Genomic DNA, 24,705 nt, shown 5'->3' on the forward strand with positions numbered 1-24,705 from the left:
CAGTGGACGAAGAGCTCCGGGCAGCCATCGCCGAGACCAAGCAGCGACTGCGTGAGGCGATCGGGCTGCGCCGCTCGGTACGCGACGCCGACGAGGCGGCGGCCGCCGACGAGGCCCGGACGCGGCTGGTGGCGGAGTTCCTCGGCCCGCGGCTGCACTCGGAGCTGACCGCCGCGTGCTACCTGTCGCGCCCGGGCGAGCCGGGGACCCTGGCGATCATCGCGCTGCTGCAGGCCGCGGGGGCCCGGGTGCTCCTGCCGGCCTTCGATGCGGCGCCGCCGCCGATCGACACCACGGGCGGGCGCCGCGGCGGCGCGCCCGGGCGGCTGCCGAATCCGCGCTGGGCCTGGTACGCCGGGCCGGACGAGCTGACCACCGGACCGCACGGGATCCTGCAGCCGAGCACGCCGGCGCTCAGCCCGCCGATCCTCGGACGTGCCGAGGTGATCATCTGCCCGGGGCTGGCGGGTACGCCTGCCGGCGAGCGGCTCGGCACCGGTGGCGGCTGGTACGACCGGGCACTGCCCTGGGCCGACCCGGCCGCGGCGACCGTGCTGTTGTTGAACGAGGACGAGGTGTTGGACTCCCTGCCCACCGAACCCACCGACGAGCGCATCGACGTGATCATCACCGAGGAACGCGCGATCGCGACGAGGGGCTAGGACCGGGCTAGCGCGGGATCAGCCACATCCGGCGGGTGGCGGCGGCATCGACCGCGCCGACGCTGAACGGGAACGGCTGCAACCGATTGGTGATCATCAGCTCGAACTGGTCGTCGTAGTTCTCGTGGCCGGCATGTCCCGACGTCCCGGACTGGTTCACCCAGCGCGAGTTGTCCAGGTCCGACAGGTCGACCAGCATCCGCATCGCCGGGCCCGCGGTGACCCGGAAGTTGTCGCTGGTGGCATCCCAGCCCCAGGCCTCCACGATCGCCGACCCGCCGCCGACCGGCGCCGGGTCGGGGTTGAACAGCCGCTCCACCGGCGCGACCCCGCTCGAACCGAGCGTCTGGTGCCGCAGCCCGATCGTGTGCAGCCGGCCCCAACGCCAGGTGTCGATGTCGTTGGACATCAGTACCACCCCCTCCTTGCGGGCCCGGAGGAGCGCGCGGGCGATGATGTCGTCGCGGCGTTCGCGCTGGGGGGTGTTCACGTCGTCCCACCAGGGGTCGTCGGGGTGCTTCAGCAACTCGGCCAGCGCGGCATAGCGGCGGTCGCCGCCGGAGGCCCGCAGCTCCGGCGGCAACTCGTCGTCGAAGGTCAGCGTGATCATGGCGCGCACGGTCAGGGCGAAGTACGCCGCACCGGCGGAGTCGGCCGCCATCTGCCCGTCCCAGGTCCGCAGCAGGTCGCGGGCCTCGCGTACCCACGGGTCGGCGAGATAGCTGTCGCGCAGCAGCGGCAGCAGCGGCTCGGTCAGCCGGAAGCTCTCGTCGGTGAACAGCGACTGGGCGAAGTCGAGATCGATCCGCGGCTGGCCCGCCAGCCGGTCCGAGATCGCCTGGCTGCGCCAGCCGTAGGACTGCCCGGCCTGGAGCGGACGCGGGTACGCCTCGACGACGCTCTGGTTGGCGGCGACGATCCGGCCGCTGGGCGGGTTGTAGGCATAGGGCAACTCGGCGAACGGCACCATCCCCGTCCAGCCGGTGCGCCGGGTCCAGCCGAGCGTCGGCTGACTGCCGTCGTAGCCGTCGCGGATCGGCACGTCGCCCGGAAGCTGGTAGCCGATGTTGCCGTCGACATCGGCATAGATCAGGTTCTGCGCCGGGCTGCGCAGCATGGCGGCGGCATCGCGGAACTCGTCGAAATTGCCGGCCCGGTTGAGGGCGAAGACCGCATCGATCGAGGGCGTCGGCCGCAGCGCGGTCCAGTTCAGCGCGACGGCGTACTCGTCCCCGGACTCGTCGCCGCCGGCACTCTCCGGCTCGGGCAGCGCGGCGAGTTGGGCATCCACATCGGAGATCAGCGGCCCGCGCGGTCCGACGCGCACCTGCAGGGGCCGCGGCCGCTCCTCGCCGCGGACCCGGATCTCCTCGGTGCGGACCTGCAGGTCCTCGGCACCGGCGGCGCTCACCACGCGCCCGCCCCGGATCCGCTCGACGACCAGGTCCTGGGTGTCCAGGTTGGGGGTGGTCAGGCCCCAGGCGATCCGGGCGTTGTGCCCGATGATCACGCCCGGTACGCCGGCGAAGGCGAAGCCCGACACGTCGTAGGGACAGGCCGGTCCCACCGCGCGACAGTGCAGCCCGACCTGCATGAATGGTGACGGGATCGACGTGCCGAGGTGGGGGTCATTGGACAGGATCGGCCGACCGCTCGCGGTGTGCTCGCCGGAGACGACCCACGAGTTCGAGCCGGCGCCGCCGTCGCCGGTCTCGCCGAGCAGCCCCGGCACCGCCTGGCCGAGCCGGCCGGCCCGCCCGATGGCGTCCTGCGCGGGGCCCGGCAACCCGTCCAGCTCGCGCCGGTTGGCCGCCCGGTCGCCCGGCCGGAACGCCCCGCCGCTGACCGCCCCGTCGGTGACGATCGGGGCGATGTCTGGATCCTGGGGCGGGAACAGCCGGTCGACCTGATCGGCGGGCAGCGTCTTCAGCAAGGTGGCTCGCTCGACCTCGAGCTCGTTGTTGCCGTCCAGCGACCACGCCATCGCCTTCAGCCAGGCCAGCGAATCCACCGAGGTCCACGGCTCGGGCCGGTAGCGCAGGCCCGTCAGCCCGAGGATGGCGTACTCCACCGACATCTGCTCGGTGGCCCGGCCGGCCATCCAGTCGTTGACGCCGGCGGTGTAGGCCTCCAGGTAGCGCTGCGACGTCGGGGACAACATGCCCAGCTCGGCCTGGGCCACGCGGCGCCAGCCCATGGTCCGGATGAACGCATCGGTCTCGACCTGCTCGGGTCCGAACAACTCGGCGAGGCGGCCGGCGGTGACGTGGCGCCGGAAGTCCATCTCGAAGAACCGCTCCTGGGCGGCCACATAGCCCTGCGCGGCGAACAGATCCTCCGGCGTGTCGGCATAGATCTGCGGGATGCCGAGCTCGTCGCGGACGATGTCGACGCGGCCGCTGATGGCGCTGCTGGACACCTCGCCCTCGGTCCGCGGGAACGCCTCGCGGACGGTCACCGTGGCCAGGCTGGTCAGCGCGATCGCGAACAGGGCAATGATGCCGAGGGCGACGACGAGCCATCGTGGAAGCATCCGCACCGAGCAGACGATACTATTGGCAGTCGGTACGCTTGAGTGCCAGCGTGCCCGTCCCCGGCCGCCCGCCCGACACAGAACGAGAACCGATGCCCACCTATCAGTACCGCTGCAATCAGTGCGGCCACGATCTCGAGGCCGTGCAGAAGTTCACCGACCCGGCGCTCACCGAGTGCCCCGAGTGCGGCGGCCCGCTGCGCAAGGTGTACAACGCGGTCGGCGTGGTGTTCAAGGGCTCGGGTTTCTACAAGACTGACAGCCGGTCGAAGTCCTCGAACTCCTCGGGCGGCTCGTCCTCCGGGTCCTCGGGCGGGTCCGGTTCGTCGGGCAGCTCGGGTTCGTCGGGCAGCTCGGGTTCGTCGGGCAGCTCGGACAAGTCGGCGACGTCCGGCTCGGGCGAGAAGAAGGCCGGGTCGGCGACGTCGACCGGAAGTTGATCTGAATTGGCCTGATCTGAACTTGCCTGTGGACAACCGGGGTGAACCCGCGCATCGGCGCGGAGAATTCAGCATCGTGGTGTCATGCCCTCCTGGTTCCGCGCCGTCCGCAAGACCCTGTCCTGGCACCGCCGCGCCGTGGCCGCGGTCTGTGCGGTGGTCGCCGTGCTCGCCCTGGCCGCGGCCCTGAGACCGCCCGAGACACCGGGCGCTCCGGTCGTGGTCGCGGCGGCGACCCTGCGGGGCGGGCAGCCGGTGGCGCCCGGGGATGTCCGGGTGGCCCGCTGGCCGGCCGAGCTGGTGCCGGCCGAGGCGATCACCGACCCGAGCGCGGTGATCGGGCGTACCCTCGCGGCACCGGTGACCAGCGGCACCCCGCTCACCGCGGTGGCGGTGGTCGCCGACCGCTCCGGGGCGCTGGCGCCGGGGATGGTCATCGCGCCGGTCCGGGTGGCCGACCCGGACCTGATCGCGCTGCTCCGGCCGGGCGACCGGATCGACCTGCTGGGCGCGGGTGCCGAGGGGCGGTACGCCGTCCTCGCCGACGGGGTCAGGCTGGTGGCGGTGCCGACTGCCGAGGAGAGCGGCGGCGGCCTGGCCCCGTCGGGCTCGGGCGCCTCGATGGTCCTGGTGGAGGTGGACGCAGACGCCGCGCTGACCCTGGCGGAGGCGGCTGCGGCGGGGCCGATCGCGGTGGTGTTGCGCTGAGCGTACGAGCGTGGCGGCGGCACCGCGCCGCCTCGGGCAGATCCGCGCGCGCTGCTGCTAACGTCTTTCCAGCGCAGCCCCCCAAGGGCCCTGTCCAGGGCACTGCGAACCGAAAGAACAGGAGTAAACGGCCCATGAAGGGTTTCAAGGACTTCTTGATGCAGGGCAATCTCATCGAGCTTGCCGTCGCATTCATCATGGCCTCCGCATTTGGCGCGGTCGTCACCGCATTCACCACGGTCGTCATGGACCTGATCGGGCTCATCATCGGGACGCCCGAGTTCTCGTCCGTCATCATCGGCGGGGTCAATGTCGGCCCGCTGCTGACCGCCGCCGTCAACTTCCTGCTGATCGCCGGCGTGGTGTACTTCGGCATCGTCAAGCCCTACGAGGCCTACAAGGCCCGCACCGCCAAGCCCGAGCCGGAGGAGATCGCGGAGGACGAGCTCAAGCTCCTCGGCGAGATCCGCGACCTGCTGGCCGGTCGCTGAGCACCTGACTCCCTGGCGGAGAGCCGGGCCACGACGAGGTGGCCCGGCTCTTCGCTGTCCGGAGTCGAGCCTTCGCTGACCGGAGTCGAGAAGGGGTCCTCACCAGTGCGGCGGGCGGTCGGCCAGCAGGCGCCGCTCGTCGGGGCCGAGCACACCGGGCCGCCTGGTCGGCGACGGGTCGAGGGCCAACTCGTCGACGGCTGCCCGGAGCGCCGCGGCCCACCGGGCGTACCCGACCCGCGCGAGCAGTTCGTCGGGCACCGGCAGCGGCCAGGCCTCGCCCCGCCCGCGAGCGGCGTCCCGTGCGGCGCGGGCGGCCTCGCGGCCCCGCTCGCCGGGTTGGCCGGTGAGCGCCAGCCCGAGCGCGTCGTCCAGCGGGTCGGCGGTCAGGACAGCTCCGTACCGGGCTCGACGCGCGACGGCGTACCCGGATCGGCCAGCTCGGCATCGCCGACCACCCGCACGTCGGCGCCGAAGGTCCAGTCGCCGCGCACGGTGAGCGAGGCGGCATCGCGCAGGGACGGCGGCCCGTCGGGGAAGCGCGCGTCGAAATCGCCGACCAGCTTGTAGTGGCGCGGGTCGAGGTCCACCACGGGCGCCGGATCGGCGACCGCCTCCAGGTGGCCGTCGTCGGCGAGGGAGTAGGCGTCGGAGCGCACCACGAGCAGATCGTTGGTGGTCTTCACGGGCTGGAAGCGCGAGCGCGGCACCTCGATCACCTGCGCACCCTCGAAGGCCTCGATCGCCGCGCCCATCGCGGTCTCGATCTGGATCACCTTCGGGCTCTCGGGGTCTGCGGGGTCGACGGTCTTGCGGTTCACGATCATGGGCAACCCGAGCACGCCGTCACGTTCGGCGAGCACGTCGGCGAGCGCGCGCAGGTCGAGCCACAGATTGTTGGTGTTGAAGTAACCGTGCCGGTCGGTGTCGGAGAAGGCGTCGGCGTCGTCGTCGCGGACCTGGGCGCTCTCGCGCAGGATCAGGCGCTCGTCGGCGCGCCGGATGGCGAGGTGGCCGCCCTTGCGGTCGGCACGGGTACGCCGGCAGACCTCCAGCGCGAACGGCGCGCCGCTGTCGACGAACCAGGCGGCCAGTTCGGGCGACGGGGTGGCGCCGAGATTGTCCACATTGGAGACGCAGGCATAGGCGTACCCCGCGTCCAGCAGGGCCTGCAGGACCCCGGAGTCGCGCAGCGACGGGTAGAGGTCGCCGTGGCCGGGCGGGGTCCACTCCAACTCGCGATCATCGGGCCAATCGACCGGAGCAAGATCATCGGCGCGCAGCTTCGGCTCCTGGCTCTGCAGGAAGTCGACCGGCAGGTCGGCGACGATCACGTCGTCGTGGGCGGCGACGCGGGCCAGCGTGGGCTCCCGGGTGCGGAAGCTGTCCATCAGGATCAACGGCAGCGGTACGCCGTGGCTGGCGCGGGCGTGGCGTACCTGTTCGATGATCAGATCGAGGAAGGTCTGCTCACCGCGGACGGGCAGCAGCGATTTCGGGCCGGTCATCCCCATCGAGGTGCCGAGGCCGCCGTTGAGTTTGATCACCGCGACGCGCGCGAGGGCGTCGGCGGCCTGCTCGGGGCCGAGCTCGACGTCGGTCAGCCGCGGCGGATCGGTCAGCGGCTCGATGTCGGACTCGGCGACCTGGCCGGTGGCGCCCTGTTCGAGCTGGCGGTAGTAGCTGGCGAACGCCTCGATCGCCGCGGGGTAGACGCCCGCGTCGGTCATCTTGGCCCGGGCCCGGGCGAGGCCCTCGGGTTCGGTCGTGGTCTCGGACATGGGGCACATGGTGGCACGTCGGGCCCGGCGAAGCGCGTCGGCGCCCCCGGCAGGACTCGAACCTGCGACGCACGGTTTAGGAAACCGACGCTCTATCCTCTGAGCTACGAGGGCCTGGCGGGCTACATGTTAGCCGTTGCGGTCGCTGCGGGGCGTCACGGCCGCGGGCGCACCACCAGGGCCGCCCCCCTGCACCGAACGGGCCGGTCGACCGGCCGGGAACTCGGCGCGGCCGGGGTTGCCGGAGACTCCCACGGCCACCCGGACCCGGTCCGCACCGACCAGGGCCGCCGCCAGCCCGGCCGCGATCACGAGCCACACCGGGAAGGGCAGCACACCGGCGAGCCCGACGGCATCCCAGGACTTCAGCGTCCACAGCGGATCGGGCCACAGGTCGGTGTCACCGATCATCAGCAGCGGCCAGACGAACTCCTGCCAGCGCATGGCGAACAGCAGCACCACCGCGGCGCCGACCACCCCGGCGAGCGGCGCGACGGCGGCCGCTATGACCCGGCCGTAGCGGTCGGATGAGTCGCGCGCCGCCTCCGCAGCGAGCGCGACGACCATGATCATCCAGCAGCACAGCGCGCTCGGTCCCAGCAATGCCGGCAGCGTGTCGAAGGACCCGGCGGCGCGCGCCGGGAGGTACCAGGCGATACCCAGCGGGACCACGCCGACCAGCAGGAACGGGGCGAAGATCAACAACAACCAACGCGAGCGCGCGCCCAGCGGGCGGAACCAGCCGATGCCGATCCCGGCCGCCAGCGCCACGACGGTCTGGATCGCGGTGCCACCGAGGGCCGCCCCGGTGGCGATGAGCGACGGTGTGAGCGGCCGCTCCATACCGGGTATCGCCGGCTGCGTCGCGCTCAGCCAGGGCAGCGCCGCGAGCAGCGCGGCGACGGCGATCAGGGCAACCGCCAGCAGGCCGACCGTCGCCCCGGCGCGGGGCCGGGTGTTCGGAGCCGGATGCGGCACGGCGGGCGGGACGACGGTCAGGCGTACCGTGATGATCATCAGGACCGTCGCCCCGAGGCCGAGCACAGCGAGCAACACGAGCATGATCACGGAGATGGCCGACGCTCCGCCGAACTCCGCGCTGACCAGCCAGCGCAGCACGGCGCCCGAGGCCTCCAGGCGGCCGCCACCGACGTAGCCCAGGGCGGTGAGCTGCAGGCCGCCGGCGCCGGTGACGACGACCATTGCCGCACCGATCACCGGCAGAGCTCGCACCGGGCCGCCCGGGACGGCCATCAGCACGGCCCCGATCAGGCCGGCCAGGGCGGGAGCGAAGGTCGCGACCGCCACGGCGACGGTGGCTGCGGTGGCGCTGTCCGGGGCGCGGAGCAGTTGGGCGTGGCCGAGGGCCATTCCGACCGGCGTGACACCGGCCAGCACCGCGGCGATCAGCACCCGGGCAGCGATCCGCATGCGCCGGCCGCCGCCAGCGAGCATCCCGATCAGCGCGCCGCCTGCGGCACCGAGGACCGCCACCGCCCCCGCGGCCAGGAAACCTCGCGCGAGCAGCGTGGGTACGCCCTCCCCCGGACCGATCAACAACGACCGGTAGTTCAGACTCCCGGCCCAGGTGCAATCGCGGGCGAGGGAGGCGCACCGCTGGAAGCTGGCTGTGACGGTACGCGCCGCCGGCAGCGCGTAGTCGACCAACACCAGCACCACGGCCGGGACGACCAGCACCGCGCCGACGATGCGAGCGGCGCGGCTGGGCCGCGGTGCGGTCCGCTGTCGCGGCGGCAGATTGCTGGTCACGGCGGCAAACATAGCCGTCCACCGGTCCGGAAGAGGGGTGTTGGGCGGGATGATCCTGATCCGTGGCACGAGCCCGCGTGGGCGGCCGAGGCGCTGGCGATCCGGGAGGCGGGCGGGGACGCATCCCGCGTGATCACAGGCGACCCGTTGGGCGGCCGGTGCGATCGCGAGCCGGTCCCGGTGCCGGAGCCGGCTCCCGTCGGCGGCGCCGATGCGACCGGCCGATGGCTCGCCGGCCGACTGGAGTCTCTTGATCAACATCTCGAGGAGCTGCTGCCGAGCGAACTGGTCGACATGATCACCGACGCGACGAGGCTTGCCCGTTGGGCGGAGGCTGTGCAACTGCGAGCGATCCGCGCGATGACCGACTATGCCGCGCACGGGATGGCCGATGGCGACGAGCCCTTGCAGCTCCCGGGTGGTCCGGGGGCCGTCGACGCGGGCTTTCGCACCGGCGAGGATGTCGATGAGTTCCTGGCCGATCACCTGGCCGTGATCATGGGTACCTCGCGGACCGCGGCCGATCTCACGATCACCGCGGCGTCGATGAGTCGGGAGGTGCCGCAGGTCGCCGAGCGGCATCGGCGCGGGGAGATCGACCTGGCCCGGATCAAGGTGCTGGCGACCGAACTGCGGCCGATCGCCGACGGTGGTCGAGGCCCGACAAGGTCTGAGGCTTTCTGCGCTCTACGCAGTGGCATGCCACGTGGCGGGAACTCGCTGGTTGGGCACCTGATGCGTATGGCAGCATCGGCGCATGGTGATCGCACCGGACACCAAGGACTGGACCTGGGTCATCAACGACCCCTGCCCGGAGTGCGGGTTCGACCCCGCGTCGGTTACCCGGGACAACCTCGTCGCCCGCATGACCGCCGCGCTGGAGCCCTGGTCGGCCATCCTGCAGCGCGAGGACGTCCGCGTACGCCCCGACCCCGACACCTGGTCTGAGGGGGAGTACGGCGCCCACATCGCCGACGTGTGCGAGGTGATGGCAGGGCGGATCGCGCTGATCCTCGCCGAAGACGACCCCGAGTTCGCCAACTGGGACCAAGACCGAGCCGCCGCCGAAGGCGACTATCCGTCGCGCGACCCGCAACGCACCGCTGACCAGATCGCCGGCGTGAGCGGTGAGCGGTGGAACGCGCCGGCCGCCGCTCCAACGGCTCGCGGTCCACGGCGTACACGCTCGGCGTCTACGCGATGCACGATCTTGAGCACCACTTGTGGGACGTGCGCACCGACCGATAGCCGCCGCAGCGACCGGAGGTCTACATGGAGCTGATCGCGCACAATCCGTCTGACGGACCAGCGCTGGGCACCTACAGCCAGTCGGTCGAAGTCCGCGCGGCCACGCGCACGCTCTACATCAGCGGGCAGGTGCCCGAAGATGCCGACGGCGTCGTACCGAGCGACTTCGAAGCGCAGTGCCGGCTCGCGTGGAGCAATGTGCTCGCCAACCTGCAGTCAGCCGGGATGTCGGTGGGTAATCTCGTCAAGGTCACGACATTCCTTAGCGACAAGCAGTTTCGCGAGGTCAACACCGCGGTGCGCGACGATGTGCTCGGTGAGCATCGTCCGGCGCTGACGGTCATCATCACCGGCATCTACAGCTCCAAGTGGCTGCTGGAGATCGAGGCTATCGCGGCCGACTGAGCCGCACCCAGACCAGAAGCTCCTCTTTCGGCCACGTGTTGACGATGCGGTCGATAGGTACGCCGAGACGCTCCGCGCGAGCGGCGCCGTACGCCTTGAACGCCAGCTGCCCGGGCGCGTGCGCGTCCGAGAACAAGCAGCCGATGTCGAGCGCGAGGGCGAGGGCGATGAGATCGTCCGGTGGAGCGGATCAGCCGGCCGGTGCAGTGGCCGAGCACGTTGACGCGGGGGTTGCGCACGGCCGCGAGCAGGCGCGGCGTCCATCTCGCTGCCCGGCATCCGCAACTTGGAGTGCACGCCGGCCACGACGACGTCGAGCTGGGCGAGCGTGTCCGGCTCCTGGTCGAGCGCACCGTCATCCAAGATGTCGACCTCGATTCCCCCTGAGGAGCCCGAAATCCGACCATTGGTCGTTGAGCTCGTCGATCACGGCGAGCTGCTCGGTGAGGCGTTCGACGCTGAGTCCGTTGGCGACCTGCAGGCGCGGCGAGTGATCGGTGAGTACGGCGTACTCGTGCCCGAGGGCGAGGTGCGCGCCATCTCCTCGATCGGGCTGATTATCACCAGATCAGGCGCTGCGCGACTGCGGCTATCACCAGGCCAGGCGCCGACCGACCGCGATTATCGCCAGGTCAGATAGAGGAAGTACCCGGCCCGCGGCGGTTCGAGGTAGCAGTTTGCGTCGAGGATGTAGGGATTGCGCAGGTACGCCGCCCGGCGCTCCCGGCACTCCTCGTAGGAGTACGGACCGAGCACGGTGGCCTCGGCCGACGGTGCCGTGAGGATCGCACCGCCGACGCCGAGTGCGACCGCGGCAGCGGTCGCGGCAACTGTTCGTGTGATAGTCATGGCGACAGCCAACCATGTGACGCACGTCACCGTGGCCGATCCGCGGGATTCCTGCCAACCATTGGCGAACGGGCAATGCCGCGAACAGGCACTGCGGCGAACAGACAATGCGCCGAACAGACAAGGCGGCGAAAGCACAAGGAGCCGAACCCGACAAGGAGGCATGGATGGACGGATACGTACTGAACCGCGCGGACGCGCGCGACGACGGCGATGACTGGGCCGAGAACTACACCGAGTTGCCCGGCGCCCCAGGCATCTCGCTGATCTTCGAATCAACCAGCGAGGCCGGGGTCGGGCCGCGCCTGCACCTCCATCCCTATGCCGAGACCTTCGTCATCCGGCGCGGCAGCGCCAGGTTCACGATCGGCAACGAGACCCTGGACGCGGACGCCGGTCAGATCCTCGTCGTGCCGGCCGAGACGGCGCACAGGTTCACCACCCTGCCCGGCGGCTACGAGGCCATCCACATCCACAGCGGCGACCGGTTCGAGACCACCTGGCTGGAGTAGGTGTTCGGACGCGAAGCCGAGCAGCCGCAGACCTAGAGCAACCGCTCCAACACCGGGCCGGCCTTCAGCCCGCTGCCACTGAGCACGGCCACCGCCTCATCCCCGGCCCGCAGATCGCCGGCAGCCAGGTACTGCGGGACCGCGGCGGCCACGCTCGCCGAGGTCGGCTCGACGTACCAGCCACGCGCCGAGAGCTCGCGTACCCCGGCCACGATCTCCTCCTCCGCAACCGCGACGATCCGGCCGCCCGATTCGCGCACCGCGGCCAGCACCTCCCGATCGCGCACCGGATGCGCGATCGCCGTGCCCTCGGCGATCGTCTGCGCCCACTCCCCCGGACCCGCCTCGTCGGCCCCCGCCGCGAAGGCGCGTGCCAGCGGAGAACAGTTCGCCGGCTGGCTCGCCAGGATGCGCGGCAGCCGGTCGATCGCCCCGGCCCGCACCAACTCCCCGAAGCCGATCGCGCAGCCCAGCACCAGACTCCCGGCGCCGAGCGGCACGAGCACCGCATCGGGCGCGCGGAAGCCGAGGTCCTCCCAGATCTCGTAGGCCAGCAACTTGGTTCCCTGCAGGAAGAACGGTTGCCAGTTGTGCGAGGCATAACAGATCCCGGCCGACCGGCGTACCGCCTCGTCGGCGGTCGCCTGCCGATCCCCCGGTACCAACTCCACCCGCGCACCGTGCACCCGCGCCTGCACCGTCTTGGCCGCCGACGTCGCCTCGGGCGCCAGAATGGTCGCCTCCATCCCCGCCGCGGCCGCATACGCCGCGATCGCCGCCCCACCGTTACCGCTGGAGTCCTCCAACAAGGCGGGTACGCCCCGAGCGGCCAGCCAGGCCACCATCACCGCCGCCCCGCGATCCTTGAAGCTGCCCGTCGGGTTCTGATACTCGGGCTTGATCAACAACTCGGCTCCGCCGAGCTGCCCGGGCAACAGCGGCGTGCGCCCCTCCCCCAGGGCGAGCGGCGCGAGCGGGACCGGGAGCGTCGCGGCATAGCGCCACTGCCCCGGCAAACTCGGGTCGATGTCGGCCGGCCCGATCCCGGGCAGCTCGCTCATCATCAGCGGCGAGCCGTCCTCGCCGCGCCAGCGGGGCGCGTCCTCGGCCAGCGGGTAGCGCCGCCCGTCGCGACCGAGCAGCGCGGGTGCGCTCACCCGCCCACGAACTCGCCGGCGAGCGGGCCGATCGGCGGGGCCCACTCACGGATCGCGTAGCCCGCGATCACGCCCGCCTCCTGATAGGGGTCGCCCTGCACGAGGTTCTCGACCTCGGCATCCGAGCCGGCCCGAACGATGATCAACCCACCGGGGGCCGACTCATCGGCAAAGGCGCCGGCGACCAGGACCGTGCCCTGTTCGGCCAGCCCGGCAAGGTACTCGCGGTGGCGCGGGCGTACCTCCATCCGGCGATCGGTCTCGTCGGTGTAGCGGTAGATCAACGCGAAGACGGCCATGCGCGCAGCCTAACCGCTGCGCACATGGCCGTTTCGGGCGAGGACCGCGCTATCGCGGATCCCAGTCCGGCGTCAGTTGGACTTCTGCTCGTCCTCCGCCGGCTGCGCCTCGCCGTCGTACTTGGCGAGCGCGTCCAGCACCTGATCAAGCTGCTGAGCGTTCAGCGCGCCGGCCTGGTTGAACACGAGGTTGCCCTTGTGGAAGGCCATCAGCGTCGGGATCGCCTGGATACCGAGCTGTGCGGCGAGCTGCTGGTTGGCCTCGGTGTCCACCTTGCCGAAGACGATGTCGTCGTAGTCGCCTCCGTCGGAGGCCTTGGTGTAGATCGGCGCGAAACGCTTGCACGGGCCACACCAGTCCGCCCAGAAGTCAACGATCACCCGATCGCTGTTCTGCACGGTCTCGGTGAAGGACTGGGTGTCCAGATCGACGGTTGCCATCTGCTTTGTGCTCCTCTCGGCCCGGGCGGGCCCGCGGATTCGGCGTACCCCATTGCAACACCCGGGTCGCGGCGGCTATTCCGCGGGTCCGCCGGAGGCACCGATGCCGCCTTCCGGGGTCGCCTCACCCGGTACGCCGCAACTCAGCCGCGCGTGACGAATAGGTGCTGCGCGGTCTCCACATCGACCTCGGCGCCCGGCCCGCCGGCCTCGGGGATCAGGCGGACGCCCAGCCCACCGGCCTCCGCCTTCAGGTCGACGCCCGGCACCACGCCGCCGCCGCGCAGGTTGGCGAGCAGTTCGTTCTCCTTCTGCAACTCCTCGCTGATCCGCGCCAGCCGCACCTGGACCGGGCCGTCCTTGACCGCCGCGGCCAGCGGCACGGTGCCGTCGCGGAAGCCGACCTCGGTGATGTCGTCGACCAGCTCGCGCAGCCCCGGGATCGGGTTCCCGTAGGGCGATTCCACCGGGCTGTCGAGGATCGTCACCAGCCGCCGCTCCACCTCGTCGGAGATCACGTGCTCCCAGCGGCAGGCCTCGTCATGCACGAACTCCCACTCGAGCCCGATCACGTCCGACAGCAACCGCTCGGCGAGCCGGTGCTTGCGCATCACCTTGATCGCCTGCGCCCGACCGGTCTCGGTGAGCTCGAGATGCCGGTCGCCCTCGACGGTGAGCAGGCCCTCGCGCTCCATGCCCGCCACCCGCTCCGAGACGGTCGGATTGGACATCTGCAGCCGCTCGGCGATCCGCGCACGGATCGGAACGATGCCCTCCTCCTCGAGCTCGTAGATGGTACGGAGATACATCTCCGTCGGGTTGATCAGGTCGCTCACGTACGTCTCCTTCAGGCTCCGGCCGGGGGCATCCCGCCCATCCCGACCGGTCGCGGGCCGCTGCCCGCGATCCTAGGGCATCAACACCGTCACGCAGCCGGGGATTCCCGCCACCGCCCCCGCCACAACACGCCCTGGCGCCGGCCCTCGTCGTCCACCAGCACCGCATCGGCCGGCTGACCCGGCGCCAGCACCCCCGCGTTGTCGACCCGATGGGTACGCGCGGGCGTGGTCGCGGCCATCACCGCCACATCCGGAATCGGGTAACCGAGGCCGACCAGCCGCTCGAACGCCGCATCCATCGTCAGCGTCGACCCCGCGATCGACCCGAGGCTGCCGTCGGCATTGCGGATCCGCGCCAGCCCGCCTGCCACCTCGGCGGTCATCGAACCGAGCGGGTACGCCCCGTCGGCCAGCCCGGTCGCGGCCATCGCGTCGGTGATCAGCGCGATCCGCTCCGGGCCGGCAGCGTCGACCGCGAGCTTGATCACGTCGTCGTCGAGGTGGTGTCCGTCGGCGATCAGCTCCGCCGTGACGTCGCTCTCGGTCAGCAGCACCGGCACCGGCCCCGGATCGCGATGGTGGATCGGCCGCATCGCGTTGAACAGGTGCGTGGCGACGACGGCGCCCCGGCGTACCGCCTCCCGGGTGGTCGTCGCATCCGCATCCGAATGCCCGAAGGCGACCTGCACCCCGGCGGCCGTGAAGGCGTCGATCGCACCCATCGCACCGCTCAGCTCGGGCGCGAGCGTGATCATCCGCAGCGCTCCGCCGCCGGCCTCGATCAGCGTCCGCACCGACGCCGGATCCGGGTCGGTCAGCACCTCGGGGTCGTGCGCCCCGCACCTGGCGACCGACAGGAACGGACCCTCCAGGTGCCATCCGATCAGCCCCGGCACGTCGCGGGGCAGGCTCCGCAGCCGCGTCGCGAGGTCGGCGACCGGCGCCGAGACCAGGCTGCCGATCATCGCCGTCGTGCCGTGATCGCGATGATGCTCCAGGATCGTCGCGACCCCGTCGGCATCGGAGAAGTCCGCCCCGGCGGCACCGTGGCAATGGGTGTCGACGAACCCCGGCACCAGCCAGCCGTCGTGTTGGCCCGGGCCGCGCCGATCGGGCCGGATCTCGACGATCCACTCCCCGTCCAGAACCAGCTCGGCGTGCTCGATCACCTCGGCGCCGGCCACCAGGCGGCGCACCCGCAGCGTTCGCTCGGCCATCGCCGTGCCCCGCTCAGCCCGCCGCCGGTTCGTCGAGGATGATCGAGCGGGTCAGGCTGCGCGGCCGGTCGGGGTCCAGACCCAGGTGGCGGGCCCGCGCGACCGCCACCCGCTGCGCGACCACCAGGTCGGCGAGCGGGTCACGTTCGCCGGCCCGGAAGGTGGCGCCTGTGGCGGCCACGTCCTCGGCCAGCCCCGCGGGCGGCGTACCGAACATCCAGACCACCCGGCCCGGCTCGGCGATCGAGATCGGGCCGTGCCGGTAGTCCATCGCCGGATAGGACTCGGCCCAGCTCGACGACGTCTCGCGGAACTTCAGCGCCGCCTCGTTGGCCAGCCCATAGGTCCAACCCGTGCCGAGGAACGTGATCTGCTCGGTGGCCGGCAGCTCGTCGGGGATCGGCTCGGACAGCGCGGCTCGGGCCGCCTCGGGCAGGGCCGCCGAACCCTCGGCGTCAAGCCAGGCCCGGAGCAGGACGAGGGCCGTGGTGGCGAACCGGGTCTGCACGACCGAACGTTCGTCGGCGAACGACAGATCGATGACCTCATCGGCGGCGGCCGCGGCGGGCTGCTCGACATCGCCCAGCAGGACCACCGTCGGCGTGCGGCCGGACAGCTCGCGCAGCAGGTCGATCACCTCGGTGGTGGTACCGGACCGGGTCAACGCGACGACCCGGTCGTAGCGCCGATCCCGCGGGAACTCGCTCGCCGCGAACGCGTCGGATTCGCCCTGCCCGGCGGCCTCGCGCAGCGCGGCTGCGGCCTGCGCGATGAACCACGAGGTGCCACAGCCGACGAACGCGACCCGCTCACCGGGGCGCGGCAGCCGATCCGCCAGCTCGGGCGCCAGCTCGATCGCCCGCTGCCAGGTCTCGGGCTGGCTCGCGATCTCGGACTCGACGAAGTAGGACGGCTCGGCAGCAGTGGACATGGGCACCTCCGGGGGGCGTGGGGTGGGCGGGCGTCAGCCTAGCGGTGCCGGGGAAACATCGGAGGACTTAGGGCGCCAGCCGGGCCCGCGACCAGGCGCCGCCGACGCGGCGATAGATCAGCCGATCGTGCAGCCGGTCCGGGCGGCCCTGCCAGAACTCGACCGCCTCGGGCGCCATCCGGTACCCGCCCCAGTGTTCCGGCCACGCCACGTCGCGGCCCTCCCAGCGCTCGGTCTCCGCGGCAACCCGTTCGGCGAGAGCGTCGGCAGCGACCACCCTGGACTGCGCCGAGGATCGCGCCGCGATCTGGGCGCCGCGCGGGCGCGAGGCGAAGTACTCCCGGGACTCCTCGGGATCGACCCGCTCCACCTTGCCCGTCATGCGTACCTGCCGGTGCAACGGCGCCCAGAGCAGCGACACCGCCGCATACGGGTTCGCGGCCAGTTCGACACCCTTGCGCGACTCGTAGTTGGTGAACCAACTGATCGCGCCGTCGCCGCTGCCCTTGAGCAGCACCGTCCGCACGCTCGGCCGGGCGTGCCCGTCGGCATCGATCGCCGCGGTCGCCAACGACATCGCCGTCGGCTCGCTCAGATAGCCGTCATCGCGGGCCGCGAAGGCTTCGGCCAGCCAGGCGTCGAACAGCGACCACGGCTCGTCCGGGGCGTCGGCCTCGATCAGCCGGCCGCCGATGTAGTCGCTCCGCTCACCGGCCAGGTCCGGCTTCTCGCTGGTGGTCATGGGACCAACCATTCCACGGAACCTGCGAGGATCGCGGCATGGCACCCACCGAGTCGAGTCCCGACCGCCTGCGTATCCCGGCCGACCTGCTGCCGGCCGACGGGCGCTTCGGTTCCGGTCCGTCGAAGGTACGCGCGGAGGCCGCGGCGTCCGTCGCCCGCGCACCCGAGCTCGGCACCTCGCACCGGCAGGCGCCCGTCCGGGCGCTGGTCGGGCGCGTCCGCGAGAGCCTGGCCGCATTGCACCGCGCGCCGGACGGCTACGAACTGGCGCTCGGCAACGGCGGCAGCTCGCAGTTCTGGGACATCGCGGTGTGCGGCCTGATCGAGCGGCGCAGCTCGCACGCGGTGTTCGGGGAGTTCTCCGCGAAGTTCGCCCGCGCCGCCGAGTCGGCGCCGCACCTTCAAGCGCCGCAGGTACGCGTGGTCGAGCCGGGCGAGGTCGCGCTGCCCGACCCCGCGCCGGGCGCGGACGCCTACGCCTGGCCCCAGAACGAGACCTCGACGGGGGCCGCCGCGCCGGTCCGGCGGATCGCCGACGACGGTGCGCTGGTGCTGGTGGACGCCACCTCCGCGGCCGGCGCGATGGATGTCGATCTTGCCGCCACCGACGCCTGGTACTTCGCCCCGCAGAAGAATCTCGGCTCCGACGGTGGGCTGTGGCTGAGCTTCCTCTCGCCGGCCGCCATCGAACGGGCGTACCAGCTGCGCGCAAGCGGTCGGTGGATCCCCGCCTCGCTGGACCTGGTCGACGCGATCGAACAGTCGCGGAAGAACCAGACCACCAACACCCCGGCGGTCGCGACCCTGCTGATGCTGGCCGCCCAGCTCGACTGGCTCCAGGAGCGCGGGGGCCTCGACTTCGCGGTCGAGCGGACCCGGGACAGCTCGGGGCGGGTGTACGCCTGGGCGGAACGGCACCCGCTGGCGAGCCCGTTCGTGGCGGACCCGGCGCACCGCTCCCCCGTCGTCGCGACGATCGACTTCGCGGGGTCGGTCGACGCGAAGGCGCTCGCGGCGACGCTGCGCGCGAACGGCATCGTCGATGTCGAGCCCTATCGCAAGCTCGGCCGCAACCAACTGCGGATCGGCACCTATGCCGCCGTCGACCCGGACGACGTGACCGCCCTCTGCGCCTGCCTGGACTGGGTGCTGGAGCGGATCGCTCAGACGTAGGGGAACCGTTTCGGCGGCTCCGGGTCGGGCTCCGGCTCGGGTTCGGGCGGCACTGGCAGCCCGCCCGGCTCGTCGTCACGGGCCGCGCGGGCCGGCTCACGGCTCAGCGGATCGCGGCGTCGGGACCGTCGGACCGGTGCCGGCTCACTCTCGTCGGCGGGCGCGCGCTTCTTCGAGGCCTTGGCTGGCGCCTTCTTCTCGGGAGCCTTCGCCTCCGCGGGGGCCTTCGCCGCGGCCTTGGCGGGTGTCTTCTTCTCGGGAGCCTTCGCCGCGGCCTTGGCGGGTGTCTTCTTCTCGGGAGCCTTCGCCGCGGGCGCGTCCTTCGCCGCGACCGGCGCGGCCGCCTCGGGCCGCGACCCCGGTTCGTCGGCCGATTCGGTCAGGGTCACCCGGGGCCGCTCCCGGCCGTCGCGTACCACCGGCGGCCGGCTGCGCAGCACGATCACGGCCGCGGCGACGGCGACCAGCCCCGCCAACACCAGCGCGATCAGCGTCCCGGTGCGATCCTCGCCGACCGGGCCGGTGTCGCGACCCTCCCCGCCCTCGCCGGGGCCGGGCGCGGGCTGCTGCTCGCCGCTCTGCTCGGGCGATGCGGGCGGCTCCGGCGACGGCGGGGGCGTCGCCGGCGCCTCCGGCACCTCGGTCAGCCCCTCCGGCAGCGCGGCCCGGAGGAAGTCGGCGCGCTCGCCGGCATTGCCGAGCAGGATCGATTCGCCGTCGGTGTCACGGGTGATCATCTCGCCGGCGCTCTGCCAAGGTGTCGGTCCGCTCGCCACCCGGGCACCCTCGCCGTTCAGCACGATCACCGAGGTGTAGGTGCGCAGCGCCACCCGCCCGTCGGACAAGGTGACGGCGTCGGTGACATTGGCCGGGGCGTCGCCGAGGCGTTCCAGCCGGTTCACCCCCTGCCGGGTGGGCTCGCCCGCGGTCGAGTAGATGCCGGGGTTGTCGCCCCAGGTGACGATGAAGACCCGGCCGTCCCGGACGAACATCGCCCGCGCGTCCTGGGGGCCCTCGGGATAGGAGAAGTCATAGGACCGGTAGTTGCCGCTGCCGCCCTCGGGACTGGGCTCGTTCAGGAAATAGACGGTGACGAACTCGCGCTGGCGGCTCTCGTCGCCGATGTCGCCGACGAACACCCGGCCGGCGTCGTAGGCGAGCGCGCGTACCTGTTCGGTCTGCGCGCCGAACTGCGCCGAGCCCTGGGCCTCGCCGGAGTCGTTGACGGCGATGATCTGGCCCGGCCCGGAGGCTCGCGCCATCCAGTAGCGCCGGGCGTCGGTGTCCAGGGCGGCGGCGGCCGGCGGCGCCAGGTCGGAGCTGTTCACGGTGAAGGCGACCGTGTCCTCCGCGTGCGCGGACGGCAGCCCGACCAGACACCCGAGCCCGATCAGGGCAGCGACGAGCGTCGCGACCATTGCCCCCGATCGCGGCCTGACCTGCATTGCGTCCATTTCTTCCCGGCGATCCCTGCGATCGCGCCTGCTCCTCGACTGGTGGCCGCGCCTCGTCGGCGGGCACGGCGCGGGCCAGCGTACGCGATCGGTGGACTCACCGCCCCGTGGCCGCGCCCTGCACAAATGCGCCGATGACGACGAGCAGCAGCAGGGCGACCAGAACGCCGGTCACGACGGCGCGGCGGGTCCGCGGATTCACCCGGCAACCCTAGTCGCGCTCAGTCGCCCTTGATCACCAGCACCAGGTCGCCGCCCTCGACCGACTGGACGCCGTTCAGCGCGATCCGATCGACCTTGCCGGCGATCGGCGTGGTGATCGCCGCCTCCATCTTCATCGCCTCGATCGTCGCGACGGCCTGGCCGGCCTCCACCGTGTCGCCCGGTTCCACGGCCACGCTGACCACGCCGGCGAACGGCGCGGCCACGTGACCGGGCTGGCCGGGATCGGCACGCTCCGCGCTCGGCAGGTCGACATCGATCGAGCGGTCCCGGACCCGCATCGGGCGAAGCTGGCCGTTCATCAGGCACATCACGGTACGCACACCGCGCTCGTCGGGCTCCCCGATCGCCTCGAGGGCGACGATCACCGACACGCCCCGGTCCAGGCCGATCACGTGTTCCTCGCCCGCCCGCAGGCCGTAGAGATAGTCCAGCGTCGGCAGCGTGGACAGATCGCCGTAGGTGTCGCGGTTGTTCTCGAACTCCTTGGTCGGTCCGGGGAACAGCAGCCGGTTCAGGGTCTGCCGGCGGACCGGTCCGGGTTCGGCCAGCCGCTGCGCATCCTCGGCCGGGACGTGCTCGGTGCGTACCGGCACCTTGCGTCCCTGCAGCGCCTTACTGGCAAAGGGTTCGGGGAATCCGTTCACCGGCTGGCCGAGCTCCCCGGAGAGGAAACCGATCACCGAGTCGGGGATGTCGAACCGGCTCGGGTTCTCGGCGAACTCCGCCGGGTCGGCGCCGACCGCGACCAGGTGCAGGGCAAGATCACCGACCACCTTGGAGCTCGGCGTGACCTTGGTCGGGCGGCCGAGGATCTTGTCCGCGGCGGCATAGGTGTCCTCGATCGCCTCGAACCGGTCGGCCAGCCCGAGCGCGATCGCCTGCTGGCGAAGGTTGGAAAGCTGTCCGCCGGGGATTTCATGATCATAGACGCGTCCCGTCGGGCTGGGCAGCCCGGACTCGAACGGCCGATAGACCTTGCGTACCGCCTCCCAATAGGGCTCGAGGTCCATCACCGCGCGAAGATCATTCTCGCCGTCGGGTCCGGTCAGGGTGGTGTGCCGCGGCGTGTGGTCGAGCGCGGCCACCAGCGCCGAGGCGGGCGGCTGGGAGGTGGTTGCGGCCATCGGCGCGCTCGCCACATCCACGGCATCGACGCCGGCGTCGATCGCCGCCAGCAGCGTGGCGAGCTGGCCGCCCGCGGTGTCGTGGGTGTGCAGGTGCACCGGCAGGTCGAAGCGCTCGCGCAGCGCCGTGACCAGCGTGCGCGCCGCCGGCGCGCGGAGCAGGCCCGCCATGTCCTTGATCGCCAGCACGTGGGCGCCGGCGTCGACGATCTGGTCGGCCAGCCGCAGGTAGTAGTCGAGGGTGTAGATGTCCTCGGCCGGGTCGGACAGGTCTCCGCTGTAGCACAGGGCCACCTCGGCGATGGTCGAGTCGGTCGCCCGCACGGCCTCGATCGCCGGGCGCATCTGCTCGATGTCGTTCAGCGCGTCGAAGATCCGGAAGATGTCGATGCCGGTCTCGGCCGCCTCGGCCACGAACGCGTGCGTCACCTCGGTCGGATACGGGGTGTAGCCGACGGTGTTGCGGCCGCGCAGCAGCATCTGCAGGCACAGGTTCGGCATCGCCTCGCGCAGCGCCGCGAGCCGCTCCCACGGATCCTCGGCGAGGAAGCGCAGCGCGACGTCGTAGGTCGCGCCGCCCCAGCACTCGACGGAGAACAGGCCCGGCAGCATCCGCGCCTCGTACGGCGCGACCGTGAGCAGGTCGCGCGTGCGTACCCGCGTCGCCAGCAGCGACTGGTGCGCATCGCGCATCGTGGTGTCGGTGACCTGGACCGCCTCGACCCGGCGCAGCTCGGCGGCGAACCGGTCCGGTCCCATGTCGAGCAGGCGCTGCCGCGAGCCGGCCGGCGGCTCGGCGTCGAGATCGGCCTGCGGCAGCTTGCGGGCCGGATCGAGCTGGGTCGGCGCCGGCCCGTTCGGCTCGTTGACGGTGACATCGGCCAGCCACCGCAGCAGCTTGGTGCCGCGGTCGGCGGGCGTCCGGGCGGTGAGCAGTTCCGGCCGCTCGTCGATGAAGGCCGTCGAGAGGTCGCCGGCCACGAAGTCGGGATCGGACAACACCGCCTGCAGGAACGGGATGTTGGTGGACACGCCCCGGATCCGGAACTCCGCCAGGGCCCGCTTGGCGCGGGCGACCGCCGCGGTGAAGGTCCTGGCGCGGGCGGTCAGCTTGACCAGCATCGAGTCGAAATGGGCACCGATCTGCGCGCCGGTCGCCGCGGTGCCGCCGTCGAGCCGGATGCCGGCGCCGCCGGCCGAACGGTACGCCGTGATCGTGCCGACATCGGGGCGGAAGCCGTTGGCCGGATCCTCGGTGGTGATCCGGCACTGCAGGGCCGCGCCGTTGATGCGTACCGTCTCCTGCGACAGCCCGAGGTCGGCAAGGCTCTCCCCCGACGCGATCCGCATCTGCGCCTGGACGAGATCGACATCGGTGATCTCCTCGGTGACCGTGTGCTCGACCTGGATGCGGGGGTTCATCTCGATGAACACGTGCTCGCCGGCCCGCTCGCCCTCGGTCTCGACCAGGAACTCGACGGTGCCGGCACAGGAGTAGTCCAGGGCGCGGGCGAACTTCACCGCATCCGCGCACAGCGACGCGCGCAACTCGTCGGAGATGTGCGGCGCCGGCGCGATCTCGACCACCTTCTGGTGCCGACGCTGGATGGAGCAGTCCCGCTCGAACAGGTGCATCACGCTGCCCTGGGAGTCGGCGAGGATCTGCACCTCGATGTGCCGGGGCCGGGCGACCGCCTGCTCGACGAAGACGGTGCCGTCGCCGAACGCGGCCTCGGCCTCCCGCATCGCCGCCTCGATCGACTCGCGCAGTTGCTCGGGCTCGTCGACCCGGCGCATGCCGCGACCACCGCCGCCGGCGACCGCCTTCACGAAGACGGGAAAGCCGATCTCCTCCGCGCCGGCGACGAGCGCGTCGACGTCGGTGGACGGATCGGTGGAGCGCAGCGTCGGGATGCCCGCCTCGCGCGCCTTGGCGAGGGCGCGGACCTTGTTGCCGGCCAGCTCCAGCACCGGCGCCGGCGGCCCGATGAAGGTCAGCCCGGCCTCGGCGCAGGCGCGCGCCAGGTCGGGATTCTCCGACAAGAAGCCATACCCCGGATAGACCGCATCGGCGCCGGACTCGCGGGCGACGCGGATGATCTCGTCGACATCGAGGTACGCCCGGACCGGGTGCCCCTCCTCGCCGATCAGGTACGCCTCATCGGCCTTGATCCGGTGCACCGCGTTGCGATCCTCGTAGGGGAACACCGCCACCGTGCGGGCGCCCAGCTCATAGGCCGCGCGCAACGCGCGGACCGCGATCTCGCCCCGGTTGGCCACCAGCACCTTGGAGAACATGGCGGCAATGTAGCGGGGCGAGCCGGCGTCGGCGCCCGCGTCCGTTCCACTCGGCCGGGGAGCTCGGCACGGACCGGTCGCGTTTGCCGCAGATCTCCGCATCCGCGGCGGGCGGGCACCGACTCGTCAGGCGCTCGACCGGTCGGCGACCACGAACCCCGGGCGCGGGCGCAGGTGCGCCTCGACATCGAGATGCTTGAACCGCACGACAACCCAGATGCTGACCAGCACCCCGATGATCGTCAGCGCGCCGCCGCCGAGCAGCGTGGCGCGCGGGCCGAGCTGTTGCGCCAGCGCGCCGAGCAGCGGGGCGCCGATCGGCGTACCGCCCATCAGCACCATCGTGTAGAGCGCCATCACCCGCCCGCGCATCCCGGCCGCGGTGCCCATCTGCACCGCCGCATTGGCCGCGGTCAGCGTGAGCAGCGACGCCAGACCCGCCAGCGGCAGCCCCACCGCGAACCATTCATAGGTCGGCAACAGCCCGAGCACGATCTCGACCGCGCCGAAGACGAGCGCGGTCGCCACCACCGCACGCGTCCGGGGGGCGCGGGTACGCCGGGCCGCGATCAGCGCGCCGACCAGCGAGCCGACGGCCATGAAGGAGCTGAGGATTCCGTACTGCTCGGCGGTCCGGTTGAACTCCAGCGAGGCCATCAGCGCGATGGTCATCTGGAAGTTCATCCCGAAGGTGCCGACGAAGAACGCCACCATCAGCACGAGCAGCAGGTCGGCGCGGCTGCGTACGTAGCGGATGCCCTCCAGGATCTGGCCCTTGGCGCGCTGCACGACCTCGGCCGGCCGTAGTTGCGTCGTGTCGAGCGTGGCGACCGCGAACAGGAACGCCAGATAGGTCACCGCATTCGCCGCGATCGCCCAGCCCGAGCCGAACGAGGCGATCACCAGCCCGGCGATCGCGGGCCCGATGATCCGGCCGAGGTGGAACGTCGCCGAGTTCAGCCCGATCGCATTGGTCAGGTTCTCCCGGCCGACGACCTCGGAGACGAAGGACTGCCGGGCCGGCACGTCGACCGCCGACCCGACGCCGAACAGCAGCGCGAGCACGTAGACCGTCCAGGTGCTCGCCGTCCCGGTGATCGCGAGCACGCCGAGCACCGCCGCGCACAGCGCCATCCAGCCCTGGCTGAAGAAGAGCACCTTGCGCTTGTCGAACCGGTCGGCGATCAGCCCGCCGTAGGGCGAGATGATCAAGGTCGGCAGCAACTGCAGCGCGGTCGTGACGCCGACCGCGAGCGCGGATCCGCCGGACAGCTCCAGCACCAGCCAGTCCTGGGCGACCCGCTGCATCCAGGTCCCGATGTTGGACAGGAAGGATCCCCCGAGGTACCTGCGGAAGTTCGGGTTCTGCAGCGCGCTGAAGGTGCGCGAGTCGGCGAGATTCAC

General features: G+C 71.8%; 25 protein-coding genes and 1 tRNA gene. 10 read left to right on the forward strand and 16 right to left on the reverse strand.

The window, feature by feature from the left end; translation table 11 throughout:
* The first annotated feature begins 2 nt into the window (after window positions 1-2).
* Window positions 3-662, forward strand: a complete 660-nt coding sequence (locus ACXDC7_RS16130; RefSeq protein WP_179445486.1) for a 5-formyltetrahydrofolate cyclo-ligase — start codon at window positions 3-5, stop codon at window positions 660-662.
* A 7-nt stretch (window positions 663-669) separates the two neighbouring features.
* Here the strand turns inward: ACXDC7_RS16130 and ACXDC7_RS16135 are convergent, their stop codons facing one another.
* Window positions 670-3,195, reverse strand: a complete 2,526-nt coding sequence (locus tag ACXDC7_RS16135) for a penicillin acylase family protein (RefSeq protein WP_459222858.1) — start codon at window positions 3,193-3,195, stop codon at window positions 670-672.
* Window positions 3,196-3,287: 92 nt separating this feature from the next.
* On the opposite strand from ACXDC7_RS16135, the gene ACXDC7_RS16140 reads away from it, so the two are divergent.
* From ACXDC7_RS16140 to ACXDC7_RS16150, 3 genes are all read left to right on the forward strand, one after another.
* Window positions 3,288-3,635, forward strand: coding sequence for an FmdB family zinc ribbon protein (locus tag ACXDC7_RS16140; protein ID WP_459222743.1), 348 nt, complete (start codon window positions 3,288-3,290; stop codon window positions 3,633-3,635).
* 84 nt (window positions 3,636-3,719) lie between these two features.
* Window positions 3,720-4,343 (forward strand): SAF domain-containing protein, encoded by a 624-nt coding sequence (locus tag ACXDC7_RS16145; protein WP_459222744.1) that lies wholly within the window; start codon window positions 3,720-3,722, stop codon window positions 4,341-4,343.
* A gap of 134 nt (window positions 4,344-4,477) precedes the next feature.
* Window positions 4,478-4,834, forward strand: a complete 357-nt coding sequence (locus ACXDC7_RS16150) for an MscL family protein (protein ID WP_179445482.1) — start codon at window positions 4,478-4,480, stop codon at window positions 4,832-4,834.
* A 99-nt stretch (window positions 4,835-4,933) separates the two neighbouring features.
* On the opposite strand, the gene ACXDC7_RS16155 is transcribed toward ACXDC7_RS16150, so the two are convergent.
* The 4 genes from ACXDC7_RS16155 to ACXDC7_RS16170 form a co-directional block, all read right to left on the reverse strand.
* Entirely contained in the window at window positions 4,934-5,095 is a 162-nt protein-coding gene (locus tag ACXDC7_RS16155; RefSeq protein ID WP_179445481.1) for a hypothetical protein, read from the reverse strand.
* A 125-nt stretch (window positions 5,096-5,220) separates the two neighbouring features.
* The gene (locus ACXDC7_RS16160; RefSeq protein WP_459222745.1) at window positions 5,221-6,615 is read right to left on the reverse strand and encodes a UTP--glucose-1-phosphate uridylyltransferase; all 1,395 of its coding nucleotides are present in this window, start codon (window positions 6,613-6,615) and stop codon (window positions 5,221-5,223) included.
* A 41-nt stretch (window positions 6,616-6,656) separates the two neighbouring features.
* Window positions 6,657-6,729: transfer RNA gene (locus ACXDC7_RS16165), tRNA-Arg, on the reverse strand.
* A gap of 15 nt (window positions 6,730-6,744) precedes the next feature.
* Window positions 6,745-8,385, reverse strand: a complete 1,641-nt coding sequence (locus ACXDC7_RS16170; RefSeq protein WP_459222746.1) for a hypothetical protein — start codon at window positions 8,383-8,385, stop codon at window positions 6,745-6,747.
* Window positions 8,386-9,142: 757 nt separating this feature from the next.
* Between ACXDC7_RS16170 and ACXDC7_RS16175 the strand changes: the two genes are divergently transcribed.
* The 4 genes from ACXDC7_RS16175 (at window position 9,143) to ACXDC7_RS16190 (ending at window position 10,678) form a co-directional block, all read left to right on the forward strand.
* Complete coding sequence (locus ACXDC7_RS16175; protein WP_459222747.1) at window positions 9,143-9,667, forward strand: DinB family protein; 525 nt, start codon at window positions 9,143-9,145, stop codon at window positions 9,665-9,667.
* Window positions 9,658-10,038, forward strand: coding sequence for a RidA family protein (locus ACXDC7_RS16180; protein WP_179445478.1), 381 nt, complete (start codon window positions 9,658-9,660; stop codon window positions 10,036-10,038). Before ACXDC7_RS16175 ends, ACXDC7_RS16180 begins: the two co-directional genes overlap by 10 nt.
* A gap of 180 nt (window positions 10,039-10,218) precedes the next feature.
* On the forward strand, window positions 10,219-10,425 hold the full coding sequence (locus tag ACXDC7_RS16185; RefSeq protein WP_459222748.1) for a hypothetical protein: 207 nt from the start codon (window positions 10,219-10,221) through the stop codon (window positions 10,423-10,425).
* A complete protein-coding gene (locus ACXDC7_RS16190) occupies window positions 10,403-10,678 on the forward strand; it encodes a hypothetical protein (RefSeq protein WP_459222749.1) in 276 nt (91 codons plus the stop codon). The genes ACXDC7_RS16185 and ACXDC7_RS16190 overlap by 23 nt, the downstream gene beginning before the upstream one ends.
* Here the strand turns inward: ACXDC7_RS16190 and ACXDC7_RS16195 are convergent.
* Window positions 10,660-10,887 (reverse strand): hypothetical protein, encoded by a 228-nt coding sequence (locus ACXDC7_RS16195; RefSeq protein ID WP_179445477.1) that lies wholly within the window; start codon window positions 10,885-10,887, stop codon window positions 10,660-10,662. The two genes, ACXDC7_RS16190 and ACXDC7_RS16195, sit on opposite strands and share 19 nt — an antisense overlap.
* Before the next feature lie 167 nt (window positions 10,888-11,054).
* Here ACXDC7_RS16195 and ACXDC7_RS16200 point away from each other — a divergent pair, with 167 nt between their 5' ends.
* Window positions 11,055-11,399, forward strand: coding sequence for a cupin domain-containing protein (locus tag ACXDC7_RS16200; RefSeq protein ID WP_459222750.1), 345 nt, complete (start codon window positions 11,055-11,057; stop codon window positions 11,397-11,399).
* Window positions 11,400-11,431: 32 nt separating this feature from the next.
* Here ACXDC7_RS16200 and ACXDC7_RS16205 read toward each other — a convergent pair whose 3' ends face one another.
* The 7 genes from ACXDC7_RS16205 to pdxH all read right to left on the reverse strand — a co-directional run bounded on the left by ACXDC7_RS16205 (window position 11,432) and on the right by pdxH (window position 17,025).
* A complete protein-coding gene (locus tag ACXDC7_RS16205) occupies window positions 11,432-12,556 on the reverse strand; it encodes a pyridoxal-phosphate dependent enzyme (protein ID WP_459222751.1) in 1,125 nt (374 codons plus the stop codon).
* Window positions 12,553-12,855, reverse strand: a complete 303-nt coding sequence (locus ACXDC7_RS16210; RefSeq protein WP_459222752.1) for a YciI family protein — start codon at window positions 12,853-12,855, stop codon at window positions 12,553-12,555. Before ACXDC7_RS16210 ends, ACXDC7_RS16205 begins: the two co-directional genes overlap by 4 nt.
* A 72-nt stretch (window positions 12,856-12,927) precedes the next feature.
* Window positions 12,928-13,296: a thioredoxin gene (gene trxA / locus ACXDC7_RS16215; RefSeq protein ID WP_179445474.1), complete on the reverse strand. Its 369-nt coding sequence runs from the start codon at window positions 13,294-13,296 to the stop codon at window positions 12,928-12,930.
* Window positions 13,297-13,439: 143 nt separating this feature from the next.
* Window positions 13,440-14,132: an iron dependent repressor, metal binding and dimerization domain protein gene (locus ACXDC7_RS16220; protein ID WP_179445473.1), complete on the reverse strand. Its 693-nt coding sequence runs from the start codon at window positions 14,130-14,132 to the stop codon at window positions 13,440-13,442.
* Between the two features lie 89 nt (window positions 14,133-14,221).
* Window positions 14,222-15,352, reverse strand: a complete 1,131-nt coding sequence (locus tag ACXDC7_RS16225) for an N-acetylglucosamine-6-phosphate deacetylase (protein WP_459222753.1) — start codon at window positions 15,350-15,352, stop codon at window positions 14,222-14,224.
* Window positions 15,353-15,365: 13 nt separating this feature from the next.
* Entirely contained in the window at window positions 15,366-16,283 is a 918-nt protein-coding gene (locus ACXDC7_RS16230; protein WP_459222754.1) for an SIS domain-containing protein, read from the reverse strand.
* 67 nt (window positions 16,284-16,350) lie between these two features.
* The gene (pdxH, locus tag ACXDC7_RS16235) at window positions 16,351-17,025 is read right to left on the reverse strand and encodes a pyridoxamine 5'-phosphate oxidase (RefSeq protein WP_179445470.1); all 675 of its coding nucleotides are present in this window, start codon (window positions 17,023-17,025) and stop codon (window positions 16,351-16,353) included.
* A gap of 38 nt (window positions 17,026-17,063) precedes the next feature.
* Here pdxH and serC point away from each other — a divergent pair, with 38 nt between their 5' ends.
* Window positions 17,064-18,200, forward strand: coding sequence for a phosphoserine transaminase (gene serC / locus ACXDC7_RS16240; RefSeq protein ID WP_459222755.1), 1,137 nt, complete (start codon window positions 17,064-17,066; stop codon window positions 18,198-18,200).
* Here the strand turns inward: serC and ACXDC7_RS16245 are convergent.
* The 3 genes from ACXDC7_RS16245 to ACXDC7_RS16255 form a co-directional block, all read right to left on the reverse strand.
* Entirely contained in the window at window positions 18,191-19,645 is a 1,455-nt protein-coding gene (locus ACXDC7_RS16245; protein WP_459222756.1) for a hypothetical protein, read from the reverse strand. The two genes, serC and ACXDC7_RS16245, sit on opposite strands and share 10 nt — an antisense overlap.
* A 230-nt stretch (window positions 19,646-19,875) precedes the next feature.
* The gene (locus ACXDC7_RS16250; protein WP_459222757.1) at window positions 19,876-23,301 is read right to left on the reverse strand and encodes a pyruvate carboxylase; all 3,426 of its coding nucleotides are present in this window, start codon (window positions 23,299-23,301) and stop codon (window positions 19,876-19,878) included.
* Window positions 23,302-23,427: 126 nt separating this feature from the next.
* Window positions 23,428-24,705, reverse strand: a complete 1,278-nt coding sequence (locus tag ACXDC7_RS16255) for an MFS transporter (protein WP_459222758.1) — start codon at window positions 24,703-24,705, stop codon at window positions 23,428-23,430.

Source organism: Naumannella huperziae (genome assembly GCF_054073625.1).

Excerpts from the sequence above, each read along its gene's own strand:
- ACXDC7_RS16140 (WP_459222743.1), top strand. The coding sequence starts at position 3,288 with ATGCCCACCTATCAGTACCGCTGCAATCAGTGCGGCCACGATCTCGAG.
- ACXDC7_RS16175 (WP_459222747.1), top strand. The coding sequence starts at position 9,143 with ATGGTGATCGCACCGGACACCAAGGACTGGACCTGGGTCATCAACGAC.
- ACXDC7_RS16180 (WP_179445478.1), top strand. The coding sequence starts at position 9,658 with ATGGAGCTGATCGCGCACAATCCGTCTGACGGACCAGCGCTGGGCACC.
- trxA (WP_179445474.1), bottom strand. The coding sequence starts at position 13,296 with ATGGCAACCGTCGATCTGGACACCCAGTCCTTCACCGAGACCGTGCAG.
- serC (WP_459222755.1), top strand. The coding sequence starts at position 17,064 with ATGGCACCCACCGAGTCGAGTCCCGACCGCCTGCGTATCCCGGCCGAC.
- ACXDC7_RS16195 (WP_179445477.1), bottom strand. The coding sequence starts at position 10,887 with ATGACTATCACACGAACAGTTGCCGCGACCGCTGCCGCGGTCGCACTC.
- ACXDC7_RS16210 (WP_459222752.1), bottom strand. The coding sequence starts at position 12,855 with ATGGCCGTCTTCGCGTTGATCTACCGCTACACCGACGAGACCGATCGC.
- ACXDC7_RS16250 (WP_459222757.1), bottom strand. The coding sequence starts at position 23,301 with ATGTTCTCCAAGGTGCTGGTGGCCAACCGGGGCGAGATCGCGGTCCGC.
- ACXDC7_RS16190 (WP_459222749.1), top strand. The coding sequence starts at position 10,403 with ATGTCGACCTCGATTCCCCCTGAGGAGCCCGAAATCCGACCATTGGTC.
- ACXDC7_RS16230 (WP_459222754.1), bottom strand. The coding sequence starts at position 16,283 with ATGTCCACTGCTGCCGAGCCGTCCTACTTCGTCGAGTCCGAGATCGCG.
- ACXDC7_RS16145 (WP_459222744.1), top strand. The coding sequence starts at position 3,720 with ATGCCCTCCTGGTTCCGCGCCGTCCGCAAGACCCTGTCCTGGCACCGC.
- ACXDC7_RS16135 (WP_459222858.1), bottom strand. The coding sequence starts at position 3,195 with ATGCTTCCACGATGGCTCGTCGTCGCCCTCGGCATCATTGCCCTGTTC.
- ACXDC7_RS16245 (WP_459222756.1), bottom strand. The coding sequence starts at position 19,645 with ATGCAGGTCAGGCCGCGATCGGGGGCAATGGTCGCGACGCTCGTCGCT.
- ACXDC7_RS16225 (WP_459222753.1), bottom strand. The coding sequence starts at position 15,352 with ATGGCCGAGCGAACGCTGCGGGTGCGCCGCCTGGTGGCCGGCGCCGAG.
- pdxH (WP_179445470.1), bottom strand. The coding sequence starts at position 17,025 with ATGACCACCAGCGAGAAGCCGGACCTGGCCGGTGAGCGGAGCGACTAC.
- ACXDC7_RS16200 (WP_459222750.1), top strand. The coding sequence starts at position 11,055 with ATGGACGGATACGTACTGAACCGCGCGGACGCGCGCGACGACGGCGAT.
- ACXDC7_RS16160 (WP_459222745.1), bottom strand. The coding sequence starts at position 6,615 with ATGTCCGAGACCACGACCGAACCCGAGGGCCTCGCCCGGGCCCGGGCC.
- ACXDC7_RS16150 (WP_179445482.1), top strand. The coding sequence starts at position 4,478 with ATGAAGGGTTTCAAGGACTTCTTGATGCAGGGCAATCTCATCGAGCTT.